Annotated in this window: 23 protein-coding genes; 2 read left to right on the top strand and 21 right to left on the bottom strand. The window is 69.7% G+C overall.

The features are described from left to right. Positions 1–3 precede the first annotated feature (3 nt). From pufC to FIF60_RS07085, 11 genes are all read right to left on the bottom strand, one after another. Positions 4–1,092, bottom strand: coding sequence for a photosynthetic reaction center cytochrome PufC (pufC, locus tag FIF60_RS07135; protein ID WP_144185314.1), 1,089 nt, complete (start codon positions 1,090–1,092; stop codon positions 4–6). Continuing rightward, a complete protein-coding gene (pufM, locus tag FIF60_RS07130; RefSeq protein WP_144185312.1) occupies positions 1,089–2,066 on the bottom strand; it encodes a photosynthetic reaction center subunit M in 978 nt (325 codons plus the stop codon). Before pufM ends, pufC begins: the two co-directional genes overlap by 4 nt. 10 nt (positions 2,067–2,076) lie before the next feature. Further along, the gene (pufL, locus tag FIF60_RS07125; RefSeq protein WP_144185310.1) at positions 2,077–2,901 is read right to left on the bottom strand and encodes a photosynthetic reaction center subunit L; all 825 of its coding nucleotides are present in this window, start codon (positions 2,899–2,901) and stop codon (positions 2,077–2,079) included. 115 nt (positions 2,902–3,016) lie between these two features. Continuing rightward, entirely contained in the window at positions 3,017–3,199 is a 183-nt protein-coding gene (gene pufA, locus FIF60_RS07120) for a light-harvesting antenna LH1, alpha subunit (protein ID WP_144185308.1), read from the bottom strand. A 12-nt stretch (positions 3,200–3,211) separates the two neighbouring features. Beyond that, entirely contained in the window at positions 3,212–3,424 is a 213-nt protein-coding gene (gene pufB / locus FIF60_RS07115; protein ID WP_144185306.1) for a light-harvesting antenna LH1, beta subunit, read from the bottom strand. A 132-nt stretch (positions 3,425–3,556) separates the two neighbouring features. After that, positions 3,557–5,017 (bottom strand): chlorophyllide a reductase subunit Z, encoded by a 1,461-nt coding sequence (gene bchZ / locus FIF60_RS07110; RefSeq protein WP_144185304.1) that lies wholly within the window; start codon positions 5,015–5,017, stop codon positions 3,557–3,559. Between the two features lie 3 nt (positions 5,018–5,020). Further along, positions 5,021–6,538, bottom strand: a complete 1,518-nt coding sequence (gene bchY, locus FIF60_RS07105) for a chlorophyllide a reductase subunit Y (protein ID WP_144185302.1) — start codon at positions 6,536–6,538, stop codon at positions 5,021–5,023. A 4-nt stretch (positions 6,539–6,542) separates the two neighbouring features. Continuing rightward, a complete protein-coding gene (locus FIF60_RS07100; protein ID WP_144185300.1) occupies positions 6,543–7,562 on the bottom strand; it encodes a chlorophyllide a reductase iron protein subunit X in 1,020 nt (339 codons plus the stop codon). Then, positions 7,559–8,500 carry a chlorophyll synthesis pathway protein BchC gene (gene bchC / locus FIF60_RS07095; protein ID WP_144185298.1) on the bottom strand — a complete coding sequence of 314 codons (942 nt, stop codon included), beginning with the start codon at positions 8,498–8,500 and terminating at the stop codon, positions 7,559–7,561. The genes FIF60_RS07100 and bchC overlap by 4 nt, the downstream gene beginning before the upstream one ends. Positions 8,501–8,641: 141 nt before the next feature. After that, the gene (locus tag FIF60_RS07090; protein WP_239451530.1) at positions 8,642–9,805 is read right to left on the bottom strand and encodes an acetylserotonin O-methyltransferase; all 1,164 of its coding nucleotides are present in this window, start codon (positions 9,803–9,805) and stop codon (positions 8,642–8,644) included. Positions 9,806–9,808: 3 nt separating this feature from the next. Continuing rightward, positions 9,809–10,678, bottom strand: a complete 870-nt coding sequence (locus tag FIF60_RS07085) for a polyprenyl synthetase family protein (RefSeq protein ID WP_144185296.1) — start codon at positions 10,676–10,678, stop codon at positions 9,809–9,811. Positions 10,679–10,820: 142 nt separating this feature from the next. On the opposite strand from FIF60_RS07085, the gene crtD reads away from it, so the two are divergent. Next, complete coding sequence (gene crtD, locus FIF60_RS07080; RefSeq protein WP_144185294.1) at positions 10,821–12,365, top strand: 1-hydroxycarotenoid 3,4-desaturase CrtD; 1,545 nt, start codon at positions 10,821–10,823, stop codon at positions 12,363–12,365. Between the two features lie 47 nt (positions 12,366–12,412). Continuing rightward, positions 12,413–13,225 carry a carotenoid 1,2-hydratase gene (locus tag FIF60_RS07075; RefSeq protein WP_239451529.1) on the top strand — a complete coding sequence of 271 codons (813 nt, stop codon included), beginning with the start codon at positions 12,413–12,415 and terminating at the stop codon, positions 13,223–13,225. On the opposite strand, the gene FIF60_RS21505 is transcribed toward FIF60_RS07075, so the two are convergent. The 10 genes from FIF60_RS21505 to FIF60_RS07030 all read right to left on the bottom strand — a co-directional run bounded on the left by FIF60_RS21505 (position 13,226) and on the right by FIF60_RS07030 (position 21,018). Further along, positions 13,226–13,369 (bottom strand): hypothetical protein, encoded by a 144-nt coding sequence (locus FIF60_RS21505; RefSeq protein WP_158639104.1) that lies wholly within the window; start codon positions 13,367–13,369, stop codon positions 13,226–13,228. Between the two features lie 36 nt (positions 13,370–13,405). After that, a complete protein-coding gene (gene bchJ / locus FIF60_RS07070) occupies positions 13,406–14,062 on the bottom strand; it encodes a bacteriochlorophyll 4-vinyl reductase (protein ID WP_158639103.1) in 657 nt (218 codons plus the stop codon). Further along, entirely contained in the window at positions 14,055–15,686 is a 1,632-nt protein-coding gene (gene bchE, locus FIF60_RS07065) for a magnesium-protoporphyrin IX monomethyl ester anaerobic oxidative cyclase (RefSeq protein WP_144185290.1), read from the bottom strand. The genes bchJ and bchE overlap by 8 nt, the downstream gene beginning before the upstream one ends. A 122-nt stretch (positions 15,687–15,808) precedes the next feature. Beyond that, positions 15,809–16,141, bottom strand: a complete 333-nt coding sequence (locus FIF60_RS07060) for a hypothetical protein (protein WP_144185288.1) — start codon at positions 16,139–16,141, stop codon at positions 15,809–15,811. 17 nt (positions 16,142–16,158) lie between these two features. Continuing rightward, complete coding sequence (locus FIF60_RS07055; protein WP_239451528.1) at positions 16,159–17,175, bottom strand: phytoene/squalene synthase family protein; 1,017 nt, start codon at positions 17,173–17,175, stop codon at positions 16,159–16,161. Beyond that, a complete protein-coding gene (crtI, locus tag FIF60_RS07050; protein WP_144185284.1) occupies positions 17,168–18,700 on the bottom strand; it encodes a phytoene desaturase family protein in 1,533 nt (510 codons plus the stop codon). Before crtI ends, FIF60_RS07055 begins: the two co-directional genes overlap by 8 nt. A gap of 45 nt (positions 18,701–18,745) precedes the next feature. Beyond that, the gene (locus FIF60_RS07045) at positions 18,746–19,003 is read right to left on the bottom strand and encodes a hypothetical protein (RefSeq protein WP_144185282.1); all 258 of its coding nucleotides are present in this window, start codon (positions 19,001–19,003) and stop codon (positions 18,746–18,748) included. A gap of 3 nt (positions 19,004–19,006) precedes the next feature. Then, positions 19,007–19,498 (bottom strand): TspO/MBR family protein, encoded by a 492-nt coding sequence (locus tag FIF60_RS07040; RefSeq protein WP_144185280.1) that lies wholly within the window; start codon positions 19,496–19,498, stop codon positions 19,007–19,009. Beyond that, positions 19,495–20,031 (bottom strand): isopentenyl-diphosphate Delta-isomerase, encoded by a 537-nt coding sequence (gene idi / locus FIF60_RS07035; protein ID WP_144185278.1) that lies wholly within the window; start codon positions 20,029–20,031, stop codon positions 19,495–19,497. Before idi ends, FIF60_RS07040 begins: the two co-directional genes overlap by 4 nt. 9 nt (positions 20,032–20,040) lie before the next feature. Further along, complete coding sequence (locus FIF60_RS07030; RefSeq protein ID WP_144185276.1) at positions 20,041–21,018, bottom strand: alpha/beta hydrolase; 978 nt, start codon at positions 21,016–21,018, stop codon at positions 20,041–20,043. Positions 21,019–21,104 lie beyond the last annotated feature (86 nt).

The raw sequence follows: 21,104 nt of genomic DNA, 5'->3' as shown, positions 1-21,104 counted from the left end.
CGGCTAGCGTGGCGCCAGCGCGGCGGATCTTGGTGTCGTTGGGTTCTGGCTGACGGCGTTCAGCTCCGGATAGTCACGCAGCATCGGTGCGCCGAGCAGCGGCTTGTAGGCACCCTGATGGCATGTCGCGCAGTTCGTCTTCAGCGCATCGCCATGCGGGCCGAGACGCGACATTGTCGCCGAGCCCCGCTCGGGAGGACCGTTCCGGTTCGCGGCCCAGAGCGGCGTGAGCGGCTCGATGTAGGCGTTGTTGATCTCGCGCACCATCCGGATGCCGTGCCAGGCGGAGATCCGCGTCGGCGCCGCATCGTTCCAGGACGCGAAGTTCTGCGTGTTGTGGCAGTTCGTGCAGTTCGCGCCCGTGGCCTGCGAGAAGTGCATCATCAGGCCGTAGGTCCACTCGGTCTGCTTGATGGAGGCGCGATTGTTCGGCCCATGCGGCGTCGTGCCGTTGACGCGGATCGGCAGGCTGTCGCGGAAGAAGGCCGTGAACGGGTCATACGGAAGCGAGGTAAGGCCCGCCGAGGACGAGACGACGTTCTGTCCCGCCGAGGCCGCGAGCATCGCCGTGCTCCGCCCCGGCTCTGTCGACCACACCTGCCGCGGGATCGGCTGGCCGCGGTGGCAGGTGTAGCAGGTCACGCCCGTTTCCTTCACGTGCGTCTGCCAGTCGGTATTGATCGCCCGGGTCATTTGCAACATGCGCCGCGTCACGACCTTGGTGTAGACGTCGTCGGAAGCGAGGTTCTCGGGGTTGTGGCAGTAGTTGCACCCCTGCTCCGGCGACACCCAGGCGGTGATCGCCGCCATCAGCCGGATGAACTGCCCGGCATCGAGATCGCCGAGCACCTGCACGTTCTCGTACACTTCCGAGGCCCGCTGCCCCACGGGGTCGACCGGCGGGTCGGCCTCGGGGACGATGTTGGCCGCCGAGATGCGCTCGAGAGCGCGTTCGGTATAGACCAGTTCCATTCCGGTGCCGCGATAGCCGCGCTGCACCGTCTCGACGGGTGGTCTCTCGAAGGTGAGCAGGACGATCGCGGCGCCAACGACACCGGCAACGCCCAGCCCGCTTTGGAGAAAGATGTTCATCGCACCACTCCTGCCGCGATTGCCGGATCAGCCGAGGGCGGGAACACGGCCGGGTAGGCCGGGGCGAAATCGTGCTGGACCGCCCAGAGGTACCAGTTGTCCACGACCGTGCCGGTAAGCAGGATGCCGATGCCGCCGGCGAGCGGGCAGAGCACCGCGAACCACCACGCCCAGCGGTGGATCGACTCGTAGGTGGCATTGAAGCCCATCGTCCAGCGCCAGAAGATGCCGGCCCGCTCCGCCGCCGTGCCGCGATCGAGGGTGTGCTCGATCTCCCGCTCGCCGCCGAAGCGGCTCACGGCGAGGATGGTCGCGCCGTGCATCGCAAAGAGCAGCGTCGATCCGTAGAGGAAGACGATCGAGAGGGCGTGGAACGGATTGTAGAAGAGGTTGCCGTAGCGGATCGAGAACGCAGCCGTCCAGTCGAGGTGCGGGAAGATCCCGAAGGGAACGGCCTCGGACCAGCTGCCCATGAGGATCGGGCGGATGAAGCCGAGCACCAGGTAGAGCCAGATCGCCGCGGCGAATGCCCAGGCGACATGGGTGCCCATGCCGAGCTGCCTGGCGCGACGATAGACGCGAAGCCACCAGAGCAGGATCGAGGCGGTGAGGAAGAACCCCGCCATCAGCCACCACCCGCCTTCCGCCATCGGCGGGAAGGAGAGCCCGTATTGCGGCGCGGGCGGCTCGAGCGCCAGCCAGAAGAGCTGACGGACGAACTGGATCGGGTCCCAGCCCACCGAGGCGAGCATGTTGAGACCGATGATCTCGAAGGCGACGAACCCGCAGGCCAGCGAGAGCACGCCGAGCCAACCGAGATAGATCGGCCCGATCTGCGCGTCGCCGAGCTTGCCGGCGAGGTGGAGGAAGCGCGGCACTCCCCTTCGCGGCTCGTCGCTTCGCGGCAGCGACACTCCCGGATACGCAGGGCCGCGAACCTGCACCCGGGTGAAGATGTTCAGATATTCGGCCATCTCGCCCTCCCTAGCTCCAGATCGGCAGGTTGAGCCACCAGCCCCACCATTCGGGCCAGCCACGCGTCCAGAACGGACCGCTGATCACGATGCAGACCGCGCTCCAGAAGCCGGCCGACAGGGCGAGGAAGAGGCCCAGGCGGTGGATGCCGAGCGTGCCGATCGAGTAGCCGATCGTGTCGCGGAAGAACGTGTTCTCATGCTCCGCGGTCTTCACCGGCTGGCCCTTCGGCGGGTTGATCGCCGAGAGAACGAGCGCGCCGTGCAGCGAGAGCGCCAGCGTCGTGGTGAAGAAGAAGCTCACCGCGATCATGTGCGCCGGGTTGTAGTGGAAGTGCAGGTACTGGTAGCCGACATTCGATACCCAATCGAGATGGCTGAAGATGCCGTAGGGGAAGCCGTGCCCCCAGGCGCCCATCAGGACCGGGCGGATGACGACGAGCGTGAAATACGCGAAGATCGCCATGCCGTAGGCGAAGGGGATGTGAAGCCCCATGCCGAGCTTGCGCGAGATCTCCGCCTGCCTCAGCGCCCACGAGATGAATGCCCCGAGCGCGCAGACCGTGATCAGCTGCCACAGCCCGCCGGCCTTGAGCGGCGCGATGCCGAGGCCGTAGGCAAGGTCGGGCGGCGCGATGCTGATCTTCCAGACATTCCACGTGCCGCCGAGCGCGGCGCCGTAGATGATCAGCGCGGTGCCGAGCACCGTGAAGAACATCGTCGTGACGCCGAAAAAGCCGACATAGAAGGGACCGACCCAGAAGTCGAACAGGTCTCCCCCGACCAGGGTGCCTCCCCGGACTCGGTACTTCTTCTCGAAACTGAGCATCGACATTGTCGAAACTCCCGGGTGTCGAGGTCGAGTTGGGTCGGCCTCTCCGTTGCGGGTCCCGGCTGCGGAGGAGCGGGGGGGTTGGACCCGCCGCCCGCCCGCAGCCGGGCATGGTAGGCTAGCGAGACGGCGGCAGAGGCGACGCTTGCGTCGTCACCGCAGCAGGCCGCGGCCCTTCGATCCAGTTGAACCTGTCGGTTCCGAGCAGGATGAAGTGGATCAGCAGGGCCAGTACGAGCAGGAAGGTAGCGAGTCCGACGAGGACACGCCTGGGATCGAAAATCAGCCAGATGCGCCACATGGCATCCCCCTCCTACACCAGGTACGAGATGGTCGTGGTCGCAGTGTCGAGCATCGCCCGGTAGCCGCCCACTGGCGGGAGCCAGGGACGCCACATCCAGACGAGGAAGTGCGCGACGATCGCGATCACCGTGAAGATGACGAAGGACTGCACGAAAATTCCGTGGAATTCCCGAGCCTCGTTCTCCGTCAACCCAGACAGCGAACTGTCTAACCTGTCAGCCATGGAGTCTCCTGCAGGTTATCGTTACCGCGCACCTCCCGCGCGGCAGGGACCGCCGTGACCACCACGGACGAGACGTGACCCGGCAAGGCCGAGTGCGAATGGGGCGGCATTGCCGCATGTCGGAGGAAGGGCTCATGCCGGGACCGCCTCGCGCGGTTCGCCCAGCACGGCCCGGACGCGGCCGACATCGATGCGCTGCGTGCCGGAGGCGCGTACCTCGGCCTCCACGCGCTCGCGCAGCCGCTTGGCGGCGGAGATCCGGACAAGGAACGGTTCGGCCTCGACATGGGCCTGAAGGAGCCCAGCCGCATCCGCGTCCCACTGGATCTCCGCCTGCGCGGGCCTCGCCGGCGTCGCATCGACGCGGTCGAGATCGGTGCCGAGGGGGAGGATGTGGAACAGCGCGTCAAACAGGGCGTTGCAGTATTCCTGGATGACGTAGGTCGCGCCCGCGTAGCCCATGAACGGCGTGCCTGTGGCACGGCGGATGATGGCGCCTGGGAACGAGGCCGGAATGTACATCGACCGGCCGCCGGCTTCGGCCGCATACATGCGCTCGTTGTAGGAGCCGAACAGGACGAGCGGGGGCGTCGCACGCATTGCCGCACGCACGGCCGCGTTGTCAGGCTTCTCGCCTGGCTTGCGCGAGAAGGCGAAGGCGCAGGGGATGCCCATTTCCTCCTCGAGGAAACGGCGAAGCCCGCGCGCATAGGTCTCGGTCGCGACCACGGCGAAGGTGGCGGAGCCGAAGAAGTCCTGCGTGACGCTGCGCCAGAGATCCCAGATCGGCTTGATCGTGGTGTGCTTCTCACGCTCGATGAACGGCTCGGGATCGACACCGGCGAGCTCGCCGAGGGTGCGGAGGAAGTTCGTCGTCGCGAACAGCCCGATCGGGGCGCGCAGCCAGGGCCGCTCCAGCGTCTCGCAGAGGCGTGCACCGAACTCGCGGTACATGCAGACGTTCACGTCTGCATCCGGCAGCTTCGCGATGTCCTCGACATGGCTGCCGAGCGGGAAGACGAGGTTGATCTCGCAGCCGATCCCCTCGACCAGCCTTCGGATCTCGGCGAGGTCGGAGGGCATGTTGAACGTGCCGTAGATCGGCCCGATGATGTTGACGCGGGGCTTCTCGCCTTCCTTGCGCTCCTTGCGCGGGCGGATCTTCGTGCGCTTGGCGCCGAACTCCGTCCACAGCCAGTTGATCGCGCGGTCGGCCGCCTGCCACTGGTCCTCGTCGATCGTGCGGGGAATGAACCGTTGCAGGTTCGACCCTTCCGGCGTCACCCCGCCGCCGATCATCTCCGCGATCGAGCCCGTGACGACGACGGCGGGAAGATCCGCGTCCTGCGTCGCGGCGGCGCGCCTCAGCGCTCCTTCCGTGCCGTTCTGCGAAAGGCTGTCCTCGTCGAGGCCGGTGACGACGACGGGAAGCTCATGCGGCGGAAGCGCATCGGTGTAGTGCAGGACCGCGGTGACCGGCAGGTTCTCGCAGCCGACTGGCCCGTCGATGACGACGCGCAGGCCGCGCACCGCGCTGAACGCGTAGACGGCACCCCAGTAGCCGCCAGCCCTGTCATGGTCGAGAACGAGCATCGCTCAGGTCCCCACCGCTTCTTCGGACTTCGCCTTCGCCGCGCGCAGCTTCTTCTGCCGTTCGCGGAAGCCGGGCGGATCGACGGGCTTGCCGGAAAACCCGTAGCCGGCGCCATCGGGGGTGCCGACGCCCTCGAAGAAGCCGACCATGCGCTTGAAGCGCTCGGCCCCCTTGGTCTGCGCGGCGACGATCGCGGCAAGCGCGCCGGCACCGGCAGGGCCGAACAGCGGCCGGGCCGAGACCATGTTGGTGAAGTAGAGCGCGGGCGTGCCGAGCTCCTTGGCCTTCTGCACGAGCGGCGTGGTGCCGACGGCGAGATCGGGCCGTGCGTCCTTCATCGCCGCGATGTCCTGCTCGAGCGAGGCTCGGAACTGGACGTGCGTGCCGCGCGCCTCGAGCCATTCGCGATCGGGGTCGGACCATTCCGTGCGCGGGCAGGCCGTGCCGACATACGGCACCTCTGCCCCTGCCTCGACAAGAAGCCGCGCGACGAGGAGCTCGGAGCCTTCGTAGCCGGAGATGGTGACGCGCGCGGCGATCGGGCTCGCCGCAAGCGCGGCCTTGATCGCGGGCAGCGCCTTGGCCTTCGCTGCATCGAGCGCGGCGGGCTCGACGCCCGCCGCGGCGGCGACGGCCTCGAGCCAGGACGCAGTGCCGTCGAGCCCCACAGGGCCCGAGCCGACGACGGGGCGGCCCGCGGCGCGGAACTCACGGACGCTCGCGACGTAGAACGGATGCACGGCGGCGGCGACCTCGCAGTCGAGCGCTGCGTAGAGATCGCGCCACTCGCGCGCGGGCGTCTGCGGCGCGATGCCGAGGCCCATCGGTGCGAGTAGCGCCGCAACGCCTGGCGGGTCGCCGGGGAAGAGCTCGCCGATCAGGGCGACGCTGCGTACGCCTTCGGCGAGGTTGCGCGGCCGGGCGACGGGGCCTGCCTCCGCTTCGTTCCGGGCGTAGCGGAGCATCGCGCCGGCGAGCACGTCCTTCGCCTCGGCATGCGTCGGCACACCAAAGCCAGGCACGTCGATGCCGATGATCCGCACGCCGTCGATCTGCTTCGGCAGGAGGTCGAGCGGCACGCCCGAGGCGGTCGGCACACAGAGGTTTATGACGACGACCGCGTCGTACTCCTCGGGCTTCGCCGTCTGGTGCACCGCCTCGCGGATGTCCTCGTAGAGCTTGCCGGTGACGAGCGTCTCTGAGTTGAACGGCACATAGCCCACCGTGCGCCGCGCGCCATAGAAGTGGCTCGTGAAGGTGAGGCCGTAGACGCAGCAGGCGCTGCCCGAGAGGATCGTCGCCACCCGCCGCATGCGAAGCCCGACGCGGAGCGAGCCGAAGGCCGGGCACATCGATTGCGGCTGGTCGTGCGGGCCCTGCGGATAGTCCGCCTGAAGCCGGTCGAGCGCCTCGGACTTGCCGGCGGCGCGCGCGGCCTCGCGCATGGTCTCGCGCCCGCCATGGCAGCCGCCCTCGGAGGCGGGCGGAGCGGCCTGTTTCGGTTGCGAGACGGCGTTCATGCCCTCACGCCCCCTCGTAGACGACTTCGAGGGAGGGTTTCGTGACCAGCTCGGCCGCGCACATGTCCTCCATCGTCGCGGGGTCGAGCGTGACGCCGCGTCCGACCGCCTCGCCCTTGAACAGGCCGAGCAGCGCGTCATGGGTCAGCGGGGTCGGGCGCACGGGCGGCGCCTCGGCCACCTGGCGGGCGAGCTCCTCGAACATCGGCGCCCAGGGGCTGCCCGGCTTGCCGATGATCTCGTACGACGCGCTCTTGCGGCGGATGTCGTCATCCGCGGGGATCGCCGAGAGAACGGGAATGCCCGCCGCTGCGGCGAAGGCGGCGGCCTCGCCCGTGCCGTCATCCTTGTTCACCACCATGCCGGCGACGCCGACATTGCCGCCGAGCTTGCGGAAGTAGTCGACCGCAGAGCAGACATTGTTGGCGACGTAGAGGGACTGCAGGTCGTTCGAGCCGACGACGATGACCTTCTGGCACATGTCGCGCGCGATCGGCAGGCCGAAGCCGCCGCACACCACGTCGCCGAGGAAGTCGAGCAGGACGTAGTCGAAGTCCCACTGATGGAAGCCGAGCTTCTCGAGCAGCTCGAAGCCGTGGATGATGCCGCGCCCGCCGCAGCCGCGGCCGACCTCGGGCCCGCCGAGCTCCATCGCGAACACGCCGTCGCGCTTGAAGCACACATCGCCGATGATCACCTGCTCGCCCGCCGCCTTCTTGCGCGAGGAGGTCTCGATGATCGTCGGGCAGGAGCGGCCGCCGAAAAGCAGCGACGTAGTGTCGCTCTTCGGGTCGCAGCCGATGAGCAGCACGCGCTTTCCCTGCTGCGCCATCATGTAGCTGAGGTTGGCGAGGGTGAACGATTTGCCGATGCCGCCCTTGCCGTAGATCGCGATGATCTGCGTCTCCTTCTTCGGCTCGGAGGTGACGGGGGCATCGGGCTCGATCGAGGCTTCTGCGCGCAGGGCCTCGGCCTGGCTTGCCTGGGCGGAGGGAACCGGCTTTGCGCCGACGGTCACGTTCATGGGCACGCCCTCCAATCGAGAATCATCTTCAGGCAGGCTGGGTCGCCGAAAGCGGTGCGGTAGGCCGCATCGGCCCGCTCCGCCGGCTCGTGGTGGGTGATCAGACCGTCGAGCGAGAGCCGCCCTTCGGCGATCAGCGCGGTCACTGCCTCGATGTCGCCCTCGCGCCATTCCGCGGCGACGCGCAGCCGCGCCTCGCGCATGAAGGCGGGCGGAAAGGCGAAGGAGAGGCGATCGGAGTAGAAGCCGGCGAGAACGACCTCTCCGCCCGGCGCAAGCCGCGCGACGAGCGTGTCGAGAATGGTGGCGTCGCCGCTGACATCGATGACGCAGCGATAGTCCCGCCGCTCGTCCTCGATCGGGTCGACCACGGAATAGCCCTCGGCGCCGTCCGCACGCACCGGGTTGGTTTCCCACACCGTGGGCGGCTTGCCGTCGAGGGCAAGAACCAGCCGCGCGATCAGCCGGCCGAGCACGCCGTGTCCGACGATCAACTCGGGAAGCGGTGCGCCAGGGGCGGCAAGCGCGTGCCGGGCTGTGGCGGCGAGCGCGAGCAGCACTCCCCGCTCCTCAAGCCGCTCGTCGATCGGGCGCACCTTCGTTCCGGGAACGACGAGCCGCTGCGCGGCCCCACCGAAGAGCCCACGGACGGGGCCGAAGCAGCGGGCGCCCGGAACGAACACCCGCGCGCCGACATCCCGCCCCGCGCGCGGGCCGGCCTCGACGACGCGGCCGACCGACTCGTAGCCAGGCACCAGGGGATAGCCCATGCCGGGGAAGGGCGGCATCCGGCCGGTATAGAGGAGCCGTTCCGTACCCGTGCTGATGCCGCTCCACTCGACATCGACGACGACGTCGTCCTCGCCCGGATCGACGAGGGGGAGCCGGCTGAGGGCCAACTCCTGCGGCGCTTTCAGGAGGACAGCGAGTGTGTCCACTGACGATTTCTCTCCCCGTTCGGCACGAAGCCGGAGCGTTCTGCCCGCGGATGCAGGCTGCTTGTCGGATTGCCTCACTTGAGTGTCAGTTTAACTTGACGGTTCGGATGGTCAAGCAAGATTGACATATGACGGCCCGGTTCATGCCGTTTCCGCGACGATGAGGCCGGTCAGCAGCGGTGTGCGTGTCGGCGCCCGGCGCGTGCGGGCGAAGCCGGCATCCCGCAGAAGCCGGCTGATTTCCTCGACAGAACGAGCCCGGCCGCGCCCCATGGCGAGCAGGTAGAAGCCGAAATAGGCCGCCCCGATCGGCTCGGCGCCCGGCGTGTCGGCGAGCGGTTCGGCGATCAGCAGCGTGCCGCCGGGGCCCAGCGCCTCGCGCGCGGCACGGAGGAGTCGCGCAACCCGCGCCTCGTCGTGGTCGTGAATCACCCGCACGAGCGAGACGATGTCTGCGCCGCGAGGGAGGTTATCCTCGAGGAACGATCCGCCAAAGGCACGGAATCGCCCCCCCATGCCTGCGGCCTCGAGTCGCTGCCGCCCGCGCTCGGCCACCGGGGGCAGGTCGAAGAGCATCAGGGACAGCCGCGGGTTGGCGCGGCCGATCGCCTCGAGGAAGCTGCCGTCTCCGCCGCCGACATCGAGCAGCGTGCGGTGCCGCGAGAAATCGTAGGCGCCGAGCACCTCCGCCGAGACGAGCGGCTGCGTGGCGGCCATCAGCGCCGTGTAGGGCGCAACGTCGGCATCGCCGAGCGCGGCGTGCGGGCCATCGGCCGCGTAGGGCCAGTAGCCGGCGAGCGCCGCCTGGCCATGCTCGCCGCGCAACAGCGCGAGCGGATCCGCGAGGTCGCGGTAGACGAGCGCGTGATGCTCCACCATCGCTGCAAGCCCGGCATTGCCGACCATCGCAGCGCCGAGGGGCCCGAGCGCGACGCCCCCCGCGCCGTCGCGCCGCAGCAGGCGCAGCGAGGCGGCCGCGTCGACGAGTCGCTGCATCGCCTCCGGCGAGAGCCGCGATCGTGCGGCGAGCGTGGATTGAGGAAGCGGGCCGCGCGCGAGCGCCTCGAACAGGTCGAGCCGCACGCAGGCAAGCAGGACCTGCGAGTAGACGAAGCCGGCGCAGAGATCGAACAGGGCACGGGCCTCGGCGCGCGCCTTCGGCCGTGTCAGCGGAAACCGCGCCGCCCAGGCGCGGAAGCGCGGATCGGCGATCCGCCCGTCGCGCCAGGAGAGGAAACGGTCGATAGCGGAGCGGAGGAGCGGCATCGGCCTTGCGGGCGGCGCCTCGCGGGAGAGCGCCGCCACGGCTCAGGCCGCGCTGAGCGCGAGCTTGCCGGGAAGCAGGCGGCGCGCCTCGAGCCGGATCAGCGCCTTCAGCGCCTCGGCGCCGTCACAGGCAGGCACCGCATCGGCCGCCGCCTCCGTGAGCTCCTCGAGCCGGCGCACGGCCCCCTGGATGCCGAGGCTGCGCACGGCAGAGGGCCGGCCATGCATGACATCGCGGCCGCTGGTCTTGCCGCTCTCGCCGTCCTCCGACACCGCGTCGGAGAGGTCATCGGCGACCTGGTAAGCCTCGCCAAGCCGCTCGCCGAACAGGCGCCACGGCTCGGCGTCGGCGCCGGCAGACGCTGCTCCCGCGACGGCGGCGGCGGCGAAGAGCGAGCCTGTCTTCTGCCTCTGGTATTCCTCCAGATCGACCTCGTCCTCGCACTCCCAGGCCTGGCCCGCGACGATGCCGAACGGCATGCCGACGCTGTCGCCGATGGTCAGCATCAGCGCGGCCGCGCGCGAGGGCGCGAGGGCAGAGGCGTGGGCGATCGCCTGGAAGGCGGCGATGATGAGCGCGTCGCCCGCGAGCACCGCGAGCGGCTGGCCGAAGGCGCGATGCAGCGCAGGCTTGCCGCGGCGCATCTCGGCATCGTCGAAGCAGGGAAGGTCGTCATGCACGAGCGATGCGCAGTGCAGAAGCTCGATCGCCACCGCGCCGGCATCGGCCATCGCGGGGATGTCGTCGCCGCAGGCATAGGCGACGGCGAGGCAGAGCCGGGGGCGGACGCGCGAGCCGCGTGGGAACACGGCATAGCGCATCGCCTCGCCGAGACGCGGCGGCGAGCCTCTTGTTTCGGTGCAGGACAGAGCGGCGCCGAGCGCCCGTTCGATCCGCGTGATGGCATCCATGGGCCAGCGCCTCCCGCAGGAACGAAGCCAAGGACGAGGGTGCGTCACGCTTCGTTGTCGGTATAGACTGTCATCTTGTCCTGACACTCGCGTCAACGACTTTTTCCCGCAACGATCCGGCACAGGGGGAGCAACGGCAGGAATGGCGGAACGACATGTCGTCGTGATCGGTGCCGGAATGGGCGGGCTCGCCGCCGCGCTCGACCTCGCCCGCCAGGGCGCCCGCGTCACCGTGCTCGAGCGCGCCGCCGCCCCGGGCGGCAAGATGCGGGAGGTCATGGTCGCCGGCCGCCCGGTCGATTCCGGTCCCACCGTGTTCACCATGCGCTGGGTGCTGGAGGCGCTGTTCGCCGAGGCCGGGGTCGATTTCGGCGCGCTCGTGCCCACCGAGCCGCTCGACGTTCTGGCCCGCCACGCCTGGCGGGACGGCGCGCGGCTCGACCTCCATGCAGACAGGGGCGCGAGCGAGGAGGCGATCGGGGCCTTCGCGGGTGCGGCGGAGGCACGCGGCTATCGCGACTTCATCGTCCGCGCTGGCGAGATCTACCGCACGCTCGAGGACAGCTTCATGACGGACGAGCTGCCCTCGCCCATCGGGCTCGCCAGGCGCGTCGGCGTGCGGGGACTGCCTGGGCTGATGCGCATCTCACCCTTCGCCACGCTATGGGACGAGCTCGGCAGGCACTTCCGGGACGGTCGGCTGCGCCAGCTCTTCGGCCGCTACGCGACCTATTGCGGCGCCTCGCCCTTTGCTGCCCCGGCCACGCTGATGCTCATCGCGCATGTCGAGCAGGAAGGGGTGTGGGCGGTCCAGGGGGGCATGCACAGGATCGCCCGCGCCCTTGCCGGGGCGGTGTCCCATCATGGCGGCATCTTCCGGTATGGCGTTGATGTTGCGGCAATCCTCGAACGCTCTGGCCGCGCCTGCGGGGTGCGCCTCGCGAGCGGCGAGGCAATCGAGGCCGACGCCGTCATCGCCAATGTCGACCATGCCGCCTTGCGCGAGGGGCGGTTCGGCGACGGCGCAGCCTCCGCAACCGCCGGGGAGGCGCCGCCACGGTCCCTCTCCGCGGTGACGTGGAGCCTCGCGGCCAAGGCGGAAGGGTTTCCGCTTTTGCATCATAATGTTTTCTTTTCAGAGGACTATCGATCCGAGTTCGACCAGATCGTCGGTCAGGCGAGGCTGCCAGACGACCCGACGATCTATGTCTGCGCGCAGGATCGCGGCGCCGGCGGCGTCCCTGCCCCCGACGCGGCCGAGCGGTTCCTCGTCCTCGTCAACGCCCCGGCCACCGGTGACCGCGGCGCCCCATCCCCCTCGGAGATCGCACAATGCGAGGAACGAACCTTCGGCCTTCTGGCCCGGGCGGGCTTGAGCCTCTCGACCGTGGAGCGGGTGGTCACGACCCCCGCGACCTTCCACGCGATGTTCCCGGCGACGGGGGGAGCCCTCTACGGCCGGGCGCTGCACGGCTGGGCGGCATCGTTCCAGAGGCCGGGGGCGAGAACGCGGCTTCCGGGCCTGTTCCTTGCGGGGGGCAGCATCCATCCGGGCCCGGGCGTGCCGATGGCGGCGCTGTCGGGGAGGATCGCGGCGGCGGCGGCGGCGGAACATCTTCGCCTGCGCTCCGGTTCGACGCGCGGGTTCGGCCGGGCGGGTATCTCTGGTGGTATCTCGACGGGCTGAGCGACGACGGCGTCCACGGCTTCACGATCATCGGCTTCGTCGGCTCGGTGTTCTCCCCCTACTACGCTTGGCGGCGCGCGCGGGGGCGCGCCGAGCCCGAGAACCATGTCGCACTGAACGTCGCGCTCTACGGCCCCGCCCGGCGCTGGGCGATGACGGAACGCGGCCGCGGCGCGCTGGCCCGCTCGGTGGAGCATTTCGCGGTCGGGCCCAGCTCGATGGCCTGGGACGGCTCGGCCCTGACCGTCCGGTTCGACGAGCGCTCTGCGCCGCTGCCGCGCCGGCTTCGCGGAACGATCCGACTGCTGCCGGAGGCGCTAGGCGGGCGGACCTTCCCGCTCGACGCTCCGGGCCTGCATCGCTGGACGCCGCTCAGCCCCCGCGCGCGGGTGGAGGTTCGGCTCGAGGAGCCCTCCCTCTCCTGGGCCGGCCATGGCTATCTCGACAGCAACCAGGGCGATGCGCCGCTCGAGCAGGGCTTCTCGCGGTGGGACTGGTCGCGCGCCGATGCGGGAGGCAGGGCCGCGATCCTGTATGACGCGTGGCGCCGCGACGGCTCGCGGATGACGCTCGCGCTCGAGGCGCTGCGGGACGGCACGCTCGCGCCGATCGATCTGCCTCCGCCCGCGGCGCTGCCGTCCACCACGATCTGGCGAATCCGCCGGTCGAGCCACGGCGAAGGGGGCGACGCGCGCGTGGCGGCGACGCTCGAGGATACGCCGTTCTACGCGCGGTCGGTCGTCACCACGCGGCTTCTAGGCGCGGAGGCGACGGCCGTGCACGAGAGCCTCGATCTCGACCGGTTCTCGAGCGCCTGGGTGAAGATGCTCCTGCCGTTCCGGATGCCGCGGCGCAGCTGATCAGCCCTCGCGGCGTTCGGCCTCGCGCGCGCGGCGGATCTCGCGACGGATGTTCCGCCACTCCCAGAGCAGGAGGCCGAGCGGGATGAGAAGCATGATGAGCCATTCATGCCGCGCGAGCGTGGTCAGGAACCCCTCTTCCATGCGCTGGCAGATGGCCGTGCCGGCAAGCCGCGCAAGTCACCGCACCAGCGAGGCCTGCGGCGGTGCCCAGCTAAGGCAGAAGGCGCAGCTGCCGTTCGTCTCCGTCAGCCGGCTCAGCGCCGCGGCATGCGCCTCTGGGTGCACGAGGGCGCGGAACAGGCCCTCGAAGGTTGCGGCGTAGTACGCGGCAACGCACGGCGCGCCCGAGCCTGCAGCGCGAAGCGGCCCGCCAGAGATGGTCACCACGATCGGATGCCCGGCCGCGACCGAGAGGGTGCCGCTGCCGACGAAGGTCCAGGCATTGCGGCCGATCGCGCGCAGCAGGACGCGCGACGAAGGCCATGGAGGAAGCAGCCTGAGCAGACCCTGCACGGCGCCGGGAATCCTGTTGGCGAGGAGATAGGCGGCCGTCCTCCTCCCGGCCGAGGCAGCCACACCGCGCGCCTCCGGCTCGCTCACATGCTCGACGAGCGCTCGATGCAGCGCGGCGACATCGGCTTCGGGAACCATCGCGCCGGGCGCATGGTCGAGCCAGCCCGGCAGCCCGGCGCGGTGGAACACGGCAGAGGCCGCCGCCTCGCCATGTTCCTCCGCCAGCGCGGCCGCGAGCTGAATGATCGCGTTCGGCCCGATCCGCGCGGCACCCGAGGCGAGGGCGATGCCGGCCGCATCGAGCGCCTGCGCCTCAGCCACGCGGCGCGGCCTCGCCACTTTCGACGAGCTGTTCGGTGCCGCCGCCGCAGGCCTTCACCATCGCGCCCTCGCGCACGGTGCCGCCGCCCTTCTTGCGGTGGTGCATCGTCTTCCACATCGCATTCGCCGGCGCGGCAGCGGCCTGGGCGTCGAGCGTGCGCGAGGCATCGAAGGCGAAATCGACCTTCTTCTTCGACTGTGGCCCCCAGTATCCCACCTTGCCGAGGTCGTAGAACGTCCTCTGGAATCCCGACTTGGCGAAGGCCTTGAGGCAGCCGAGCATGTACCTGCGCTTGGTCCTGTCCCTGATCCACGGGTAGTGGAACAGCGTCTTGTTCAGGTAGAAGCGCCGGTAGTTGTGCATCACGCGGTCGAGCAGCGTGGCACGGTCCATGGCGTCGGGCTTGATGATGGGCGTGACGAAATTGTACTTCTCGAAGTCGAACACCTCGACCTTGTCGCCGAGTTCCTGGAACAGGTCGGAGAAGGGCCAGGGCGTGTACATCGCCCAGTTCGCCATGTCGGGGTTCCAGTCCCGCGCCATGCGGTAGGTTTCCTCGAGCGTCTCGGCCGTCTCGTTCTCGAGGCCGACGATGAACTGGGCCTCGGCGACGATGCCGTTGGCGCGCAGCAGGTCGATCGCCTTCTTGTTCTGCGCGATCGTCGTTTCCTTGTTGAACCGGTCGAGCTTGAGCTGAGCGGCGGCCTCGGTGCCGAGCGAGACATGCACGAGCCCGGCGCGGCGGTAGAGCGGCAGCAGCGCCTCGTCGCGCAGGATGTCGGTCACCCGCGTGTTGATGCCCCAGAGAACGGGCAGGTTCCGCGCGACCAGCTCCTCGCAGAACTGTACGAACTTCTTCTTGTGGATCGTCGGCTCCTCGTCGGCGAGGATGAAGAAGCCGACCTGGTGGTCGCGGACCAGCGTCTCGATCTCGTCCACCACCTTCTTCGGGTCGCGCACCCTGTAGTCGCGCCAGAACTTCCACTGCGAGCAGAACGAGCAGGTGAAGGGGCAGCCACGCGCGAAGTTGGGGATGGCCACCCGCACGCCCATCGGGATGTAGATGTACTTGCCCCAGTCGAGGATGCCCCAGTCGGGGCTCACGCGGTCGATGTCTGCGATCGGCGGCTCGGCCGGGGTCGCCACCACCTTGCCGTCCTCGGCATAGGCAATGCCCTTCACCGAGGCGCGTTCTGCCGGCCAGCGGCCTTCGGCGACGGTGGTGACGAGGTTGAGGAACACCTGCTCCCCCTCCCCGCGCACCACCGCATCGATCCAGGGCGCCTCGTGCAGAACCTGCGGATACATGAAGGTGCCGTGGATGCCGCCAAGCACCGTCACGATCGAGGGGTCGACCTCCTTGGCGATGGCGAGAAGCTGCTCGGCCTTGTAGATCGCGGGCGTGATTGCCGTCGCGCCGACGATGTCGGGCTTGAGCAGTCGGATCGCCTCGCGCACCTCGTCGTCGGAGAGGTGGTTGGTCATCGCGTCGACGAAATGGATATCGGTATGGCCGGCCGCCTTCAGGTAGCCAGCGAGATAGGCCACCCAGGCAGGCGGCCAGTTCCCGGCGATCTCCGCACCGCCCGAATGATAGTTCGGATGCATGAGGACGACGCGCATGGACCCTCCGGACGTTCGTGGCCGGCGGCGCGCCGGCTCTCTACCGGTAGCGGTGCTGGAACGGTCAGGCGTTGAGGTGTGTCAATCCAAGTTGACGGTGGGCGCGAAACCGCCCAAGGCCCCTATCGCTTCGCCGGCGCCGCCTCGCGATAGCGCGCGCGGATCACCACCCAGCTTCCATAGGCAGCGAGCAGGAACAGGAAGCCGAGCAGGTCGAGATAGGAGAGGTGCCGCTCGGCGCCGGACACGACGAAGGCGAGCGCCATCTTCGCGCCGACGATTCCGAGGGCGAGCACGATCAGGGGTGGCATCGTGTCGCCCAGTGCCTGGAGAGAAGGGTGGAGCTTCGGCGCAGCATCCGGCCCCGCGGCGATGACGCGACGGCGGCGGCCGAGCGCCGAGTACAGGAAGGCCGCGCCGGCGGCGAAGAACACGAGCCCGACGATATAGCGCATCCCGCCTCCCTTCCGCGTCAGGCGCCGCTTCGGCTGAGCCTGTCCTCGCGCATCAGCCTCTCGAACAGCCCGATCACCCAGGTGATGCGGGCGAGCGGACCCGCAAGGCGCGGCGCCGCACCGGCGGTGACGGCCTGGACGAGGAAGCGCGTCTCCGCGAGCGGCGGGGCGGCAAGGCCAGGCCCCGTCGTGGCGAGCGGCGCCGCGGCGAGGCTGCGCGCGAGAAGCGCGACCTTGCGCCTTCCCGGAACCACCGCGCGGGAGGAGACGCTGTCGAGCCGTCGCCGCGCGACCTCCCGCCCGATCTCGGCATAGATCAGCCGCGCCGCGCCGATGCCCGGGCGGCAGGAGAGCGGGAGCGCGCCTATGCCGGGGGCAGCGCGGTCGTAGAGCGCATCGGCATGGGCAAGCAGCCGCGCCACCACCGCGCCGAGCGCAGGAGAAAAGCCGGGCCGCTCAAGGAACCGCGCGGGCGCGATTCCCGCCTCCTCGAGCCAGCCGAGCGGAAGGTAGATCCGCCCCATCCGCGCATCCTCGCCGACATCGCGGGCGATGTTGGTGAGCTGCATCGCTACGCCGAGGTCACAGGCGCGGGCGATGGCCGCGGGGTCTCGCACGCCCATCACCACCGCCATCATCGCGCCGACCGAGCCGGCAACCCGGGCGGCGTAGGCGTTCAGCTCCGACAGCGTGGCGTAGCGGCGTCCTTCGGCGTCCCAGGCGAGGCCCTCGAGAAGCGCCTCGGGAAGCGCGCGCGGCAGCGCATGGTCCTCGACGACGGCCGCGAAGGCCCTGTCTGCCGGGTGCTTGTCTGCCCGGCCCTCGTAGACGCGCGCGAGCCGCGCCGCGAGGCGCGCAAGGGAGGCGGGGCTTCCGCGGTCGCCATCGATCGCATCGTCGGCGAGGCGGCAGAAGGCGTAGAGCGCGGTCGCTGGCGCGCGGACGGAGTGGGGCAGGACGAGCGAGGCGGTGTGGAAGCTGCGTGAGCCGTCGCGCAGCAGCGCGCGGCAGGCGGCGAGGTCTGCCTCACGCACGGGCGAAGACCTCCGGCCCCGGAACGACCGTGTCAAGGACGCGCGCGGAGGAGAGAACGCCCGGTATGCCTGCGCCCGGATGGGTGCCCGCGCCGACGAGGTAGAGCCCGTCGACCTCCTCGCTCCGGTTGTTCGGGCGGAACCAGGCGCTCTGCAGCAGCACGGGCTCGAGGCCGAAGGCCGCGCCGTGGCGGGAGAGGTAGCGGTCACGGAAGTCGAGCGGCGTCATGACGCGGGACGTAGCGATCGACGAGGAGAGCCCAGGCAGCATCGTCGCCTCGAGCGACGCCTCGATCGCCTGCCGGTAGGGTTCGGCCGCCTCCGTCCAGTCCGTCTTGCCGAGCAGGTTGGGCACAGGCGAGAGGACGTAGAAGCTGTCGCAGCCTTCCGGGGCAAGAGCCGGATCGGTCGCTGTCGGGCGGTGGAGGTAGAGGCTGAAATCCTCCGCCAGGACCTTCCGGCGAAAGATGTCGGACAGAAGCGCACGGTAGCGCGGCCCAAGCAGGATCGTGTGATGGCCGACATCCTCGTAGCGCCGGCGCGTGCCAAAATACCAGACGAACAGGCTCATCGCGTAGCGCGCGCGGGAGAGCCGCCCGTCCGTCCAGCGACGTCTCTTCTGCCGTCGCAGAAGCGTGCCGTAGGTGAAGGCGGCATCGGCGTTGGAGACGACGATGTCGGAGGCGATCGTCTCGCCGCCGGCGAGCCGCACGCCGCGGGCGCGGCCGTCGCGCACCAGGATCTCCTCCGCTTCCGCCCCGGTGCGCACCGCACCGCCGAGGCCTTCGATGAGCGAGACGAGGCCCGCGACGATCGCGCCCGTTCCGCCCATCGCAGAATGGACGCCCCAGCGCTGCTCGAGCGCGGCAATCAGGCAGTAGACGGAGGGCGCGGAGAACGGATTGCCGCCGATCAGAAGCGGGTGGAAGCTGAACACCGCGCGAAGCCGCTCGTCGCGGAAATGCTCCGCCACCACGCCGTGCACGCTATTCCATGCCTTGAGGCGGATGAGGTCCGGCGCCACGCGGAGCATGTCGAGCGGCGAGCCGAACGGAACGTGGCCGAGCTCCTCGAAGCCGATGCGGCAGGTCTCGGCCGACAGCCGCATGTAGCGTTCCCAGCCCGGAACGTCGGCCGGCGAGAACCGCGCGACCTCCGCCCGCATCGCCGAAGGGTCTCCGGAGTAGGAGAACACGGCGCCGTCATGGAACCGGATGCGATAGAACGGGTCCATCGGCACGAGGGTCACATCGTCTGCGAAGCGGCGGCCGGCGAGCGACCAGAGCTCCTCGAGAAGGAACGGGGCGGTGACGATGGTCGGGCCGGCGTCGAAGGTGAACCCGTCCTGGTGGAACACCGTGGCGCGGCCGCCTGGCTGGTCGAGCCGCTCGAGGACCGTGACGCGGAAGCCTCGCGCCCCGAGCCGCACCGCGGCGGCGAGGCCACCGAAGCCGGCGCCGATCACCACCGCATGTGGTCGGGGGTCATCCTGAAGGCGCGGGGGGGCGAGCGTTGCGGCGTCCATGCCGCTCCGAGTGTAAGGGCAAGTTGACAGAGTTCGCCAGCCTGATCAGCGCCAGCGGATGCGAAGGTCGGCGAGGTGGGCGAGCAGCCCGCCTAGCAGCGCGAGCCCGATCCAGCCGGGCCAGGCGGCGCCAAGGGCCAGGCGCAGCGCGAGAAGCAGGAACCACCCCGCGGCGAGGGTGGCCGCAAGCGAGGCAGGCGGGACTCCCCTTCCCGTCCGCCGCCAGTGGAGGGAGAGCAACACCCCCTGGACCACCACCGCCACAAGGACGAGGTCGAGCGCCGTGGCAATGACTTCGGCCATCGCTCAGCCGAACGGGCCGTTGAGCCGGACGATAGCGAGGTTGAGCAGGCCGGCGAAGCCGACCCAGAGGAGGTACGGCACGAGCAGAAGCGCGCCGCGGCCGCTGAACCGGCGCAGGAACAGGATCAGCGCGAGGATCGAGAGCCAGAGGAAGACGACCTCGATGAGCGCCCAGTCCGGCCTGCGCAGGCGGAAGAAGATGCCGCTCCAGACGATGTTGAGCACGCCGTTGACGGCGAAGAGGCCGACGAGCCATTCCCGCGTCGCCTGGTCTGGCGCGTCTCGCCAGCCAGTGACTGCCGACAGGGCCATCAGCGAGAAGATCACCGTCCAGGCCGGGCCGAAGGCCCAGTCGGGCGGCTGCCAGGACGGCCGGACGAGGCTTTGGTACCAGGGGCCGAGATCGGTCATCGTCGCGCCGACGGCGGCAACGAGAAGCGCCGCCCCCGCCGCGACGATCACCGGCAGGAGCGGGGAATGCCTTCCGCCGCTCATGCGGCAGGCTTCACTCCGGCCATGCGCTCCCAGAACGCATCGGCGTAGGTCCTGAACCACACGCTGTAGCGTTCGGGGTGCATGGCCATGTCGCGCCTCAGCGCCTCGGCGTCGAACCAGGCATAACTCTCGACCTCTGCGGGGTCGGGGTGCACCTCGCCGTCCCAGGCGCAGCCGAAGACGTGGACGTATTCATGCTCCGTCAGGCCCGACCCGACAGGGGCGTGGTAGACGGTGGTGAAGAGCTTCTCGAGGCCCGGAAGGGCGATGCCCATCTCCTCGCGGAGGCGGCGCACGGCGGCCTGCTCGGGGTCCTCGCCCGGGCGGGGGTGGCTGCAGCACGTGTTCGTCCAGGCCCCCCCGGAGTGGTACTTGCAGCTCGCCCGCCGCTGAAGCAGCAGCTTCTGCCCGTCGGCGGAGCGCAGGACGACGGACAGCGCGCGATGCAGCCGCCCCTCCTGGTGCGCGGCGAGCTTGCCCATCACGCCGAGCGGGCGATCCTGCCGATCGACCAGGACGACCTGTTCCTCCATGATGTCAACTTAAGCTGACATTCCCGGCGCGCCAAGCATTTCGGCGATCCGCCTGCCGATGACCGAGAGCGCATCCCCCGCCGGCGCGTAGAAGCGCGAGAGCTGGATGAAGCCGTGGGTGGCGTTGGGGAAGACATCGAGCGTGAACGGAACGCCCGCCTTCTCGAGCCGCTCGGCCATGTCCCAGGTGTCGTCGGCGAGGATGTCGCATTCGGCGACGAAGAGGGCGAGCGGCGGCAGCCCCTCGAGCGTGACGTGCCAGGGCACGGCACGCGGGTCCTCCGCGCCGACGCCTCCGGGCAGGTAGGCATCCCAGAACCAGGCAAGCCGCGGGCTGGTCAGGCCGGGCCCGGCGGCATAGGCCTGCTGCGAGCGCGTGTCGCTCCTGCGCGAGAACATGCCGTAGATCAGCGCAGCCCCTGCCGGAACCGGGCCTGCCCCGTCGCGAAGCGCCGCGGCAAGGGCGAGGCCGAGATTGCCGCCAGCCGAATCGCCGGCAAGCCCGAGGCGGCGATGATCGAGGCCGAGCTCACCGATGGTCGCCTCGCTCGCCAGCCACCGCCAGGTGGCGAGGCTGTCGTCATAGGCCCCGGGGAACGGGTGCTCCGGCGTGCGGCGGTAGTGCGGCATCACGATCACCGCGTTGCTCTCGGCGGCGAGATGGCGGGCAAGCCCGTCATGGGTGTCGAGATCGCCGAAGGCGAAGCCGCCGCCGTGCAGGTAGAGCACCGCCGGGGCCGGGATGTCGGCCGTCTCGGGCCTGAGGATCTTCACGGGGATCGGGCCGGCCGGGCCCGGAATGTCGCGGACGGTGACGGAAGCCATCTCGGGCCCGCCCGCCCCGACATGGGTCAGGTAGCGCACGTTGCCCGCCCGGGCCTCCGCGATCGGCATCACCATCGGGTCGGGCGAGACATGGCCTTCGTCCGCCAGCTTCGCGTAGACCGCCTCGAGCGTGGAATCGATCCTTCCGTAGCGGCGTTGCATGCGGCCCTCCCCCTTCGTTCCATCCCAAGGCTAGAACCAAACGCGCGCCGACGAAACGCACAGGACGAAACGCTCAGGACGAAACG

Origin of the sequence: Elioraea rosea (assembly GCF_007644105.1) — a bacterium.
In the GTDB taxonomy this organism is placed as follows: Bacteria; Pseudomonadota; Alphaproteobacteria; order Acetobacterales; family Acetobacteraceae; genus Elioraea_A; species Elioraea_A rosea.
The sequence above is the reverse complement of the archived record's forward strand: the minus strand, read 5'-3'. Positions and strand labels throughout refer to the sequence as shown.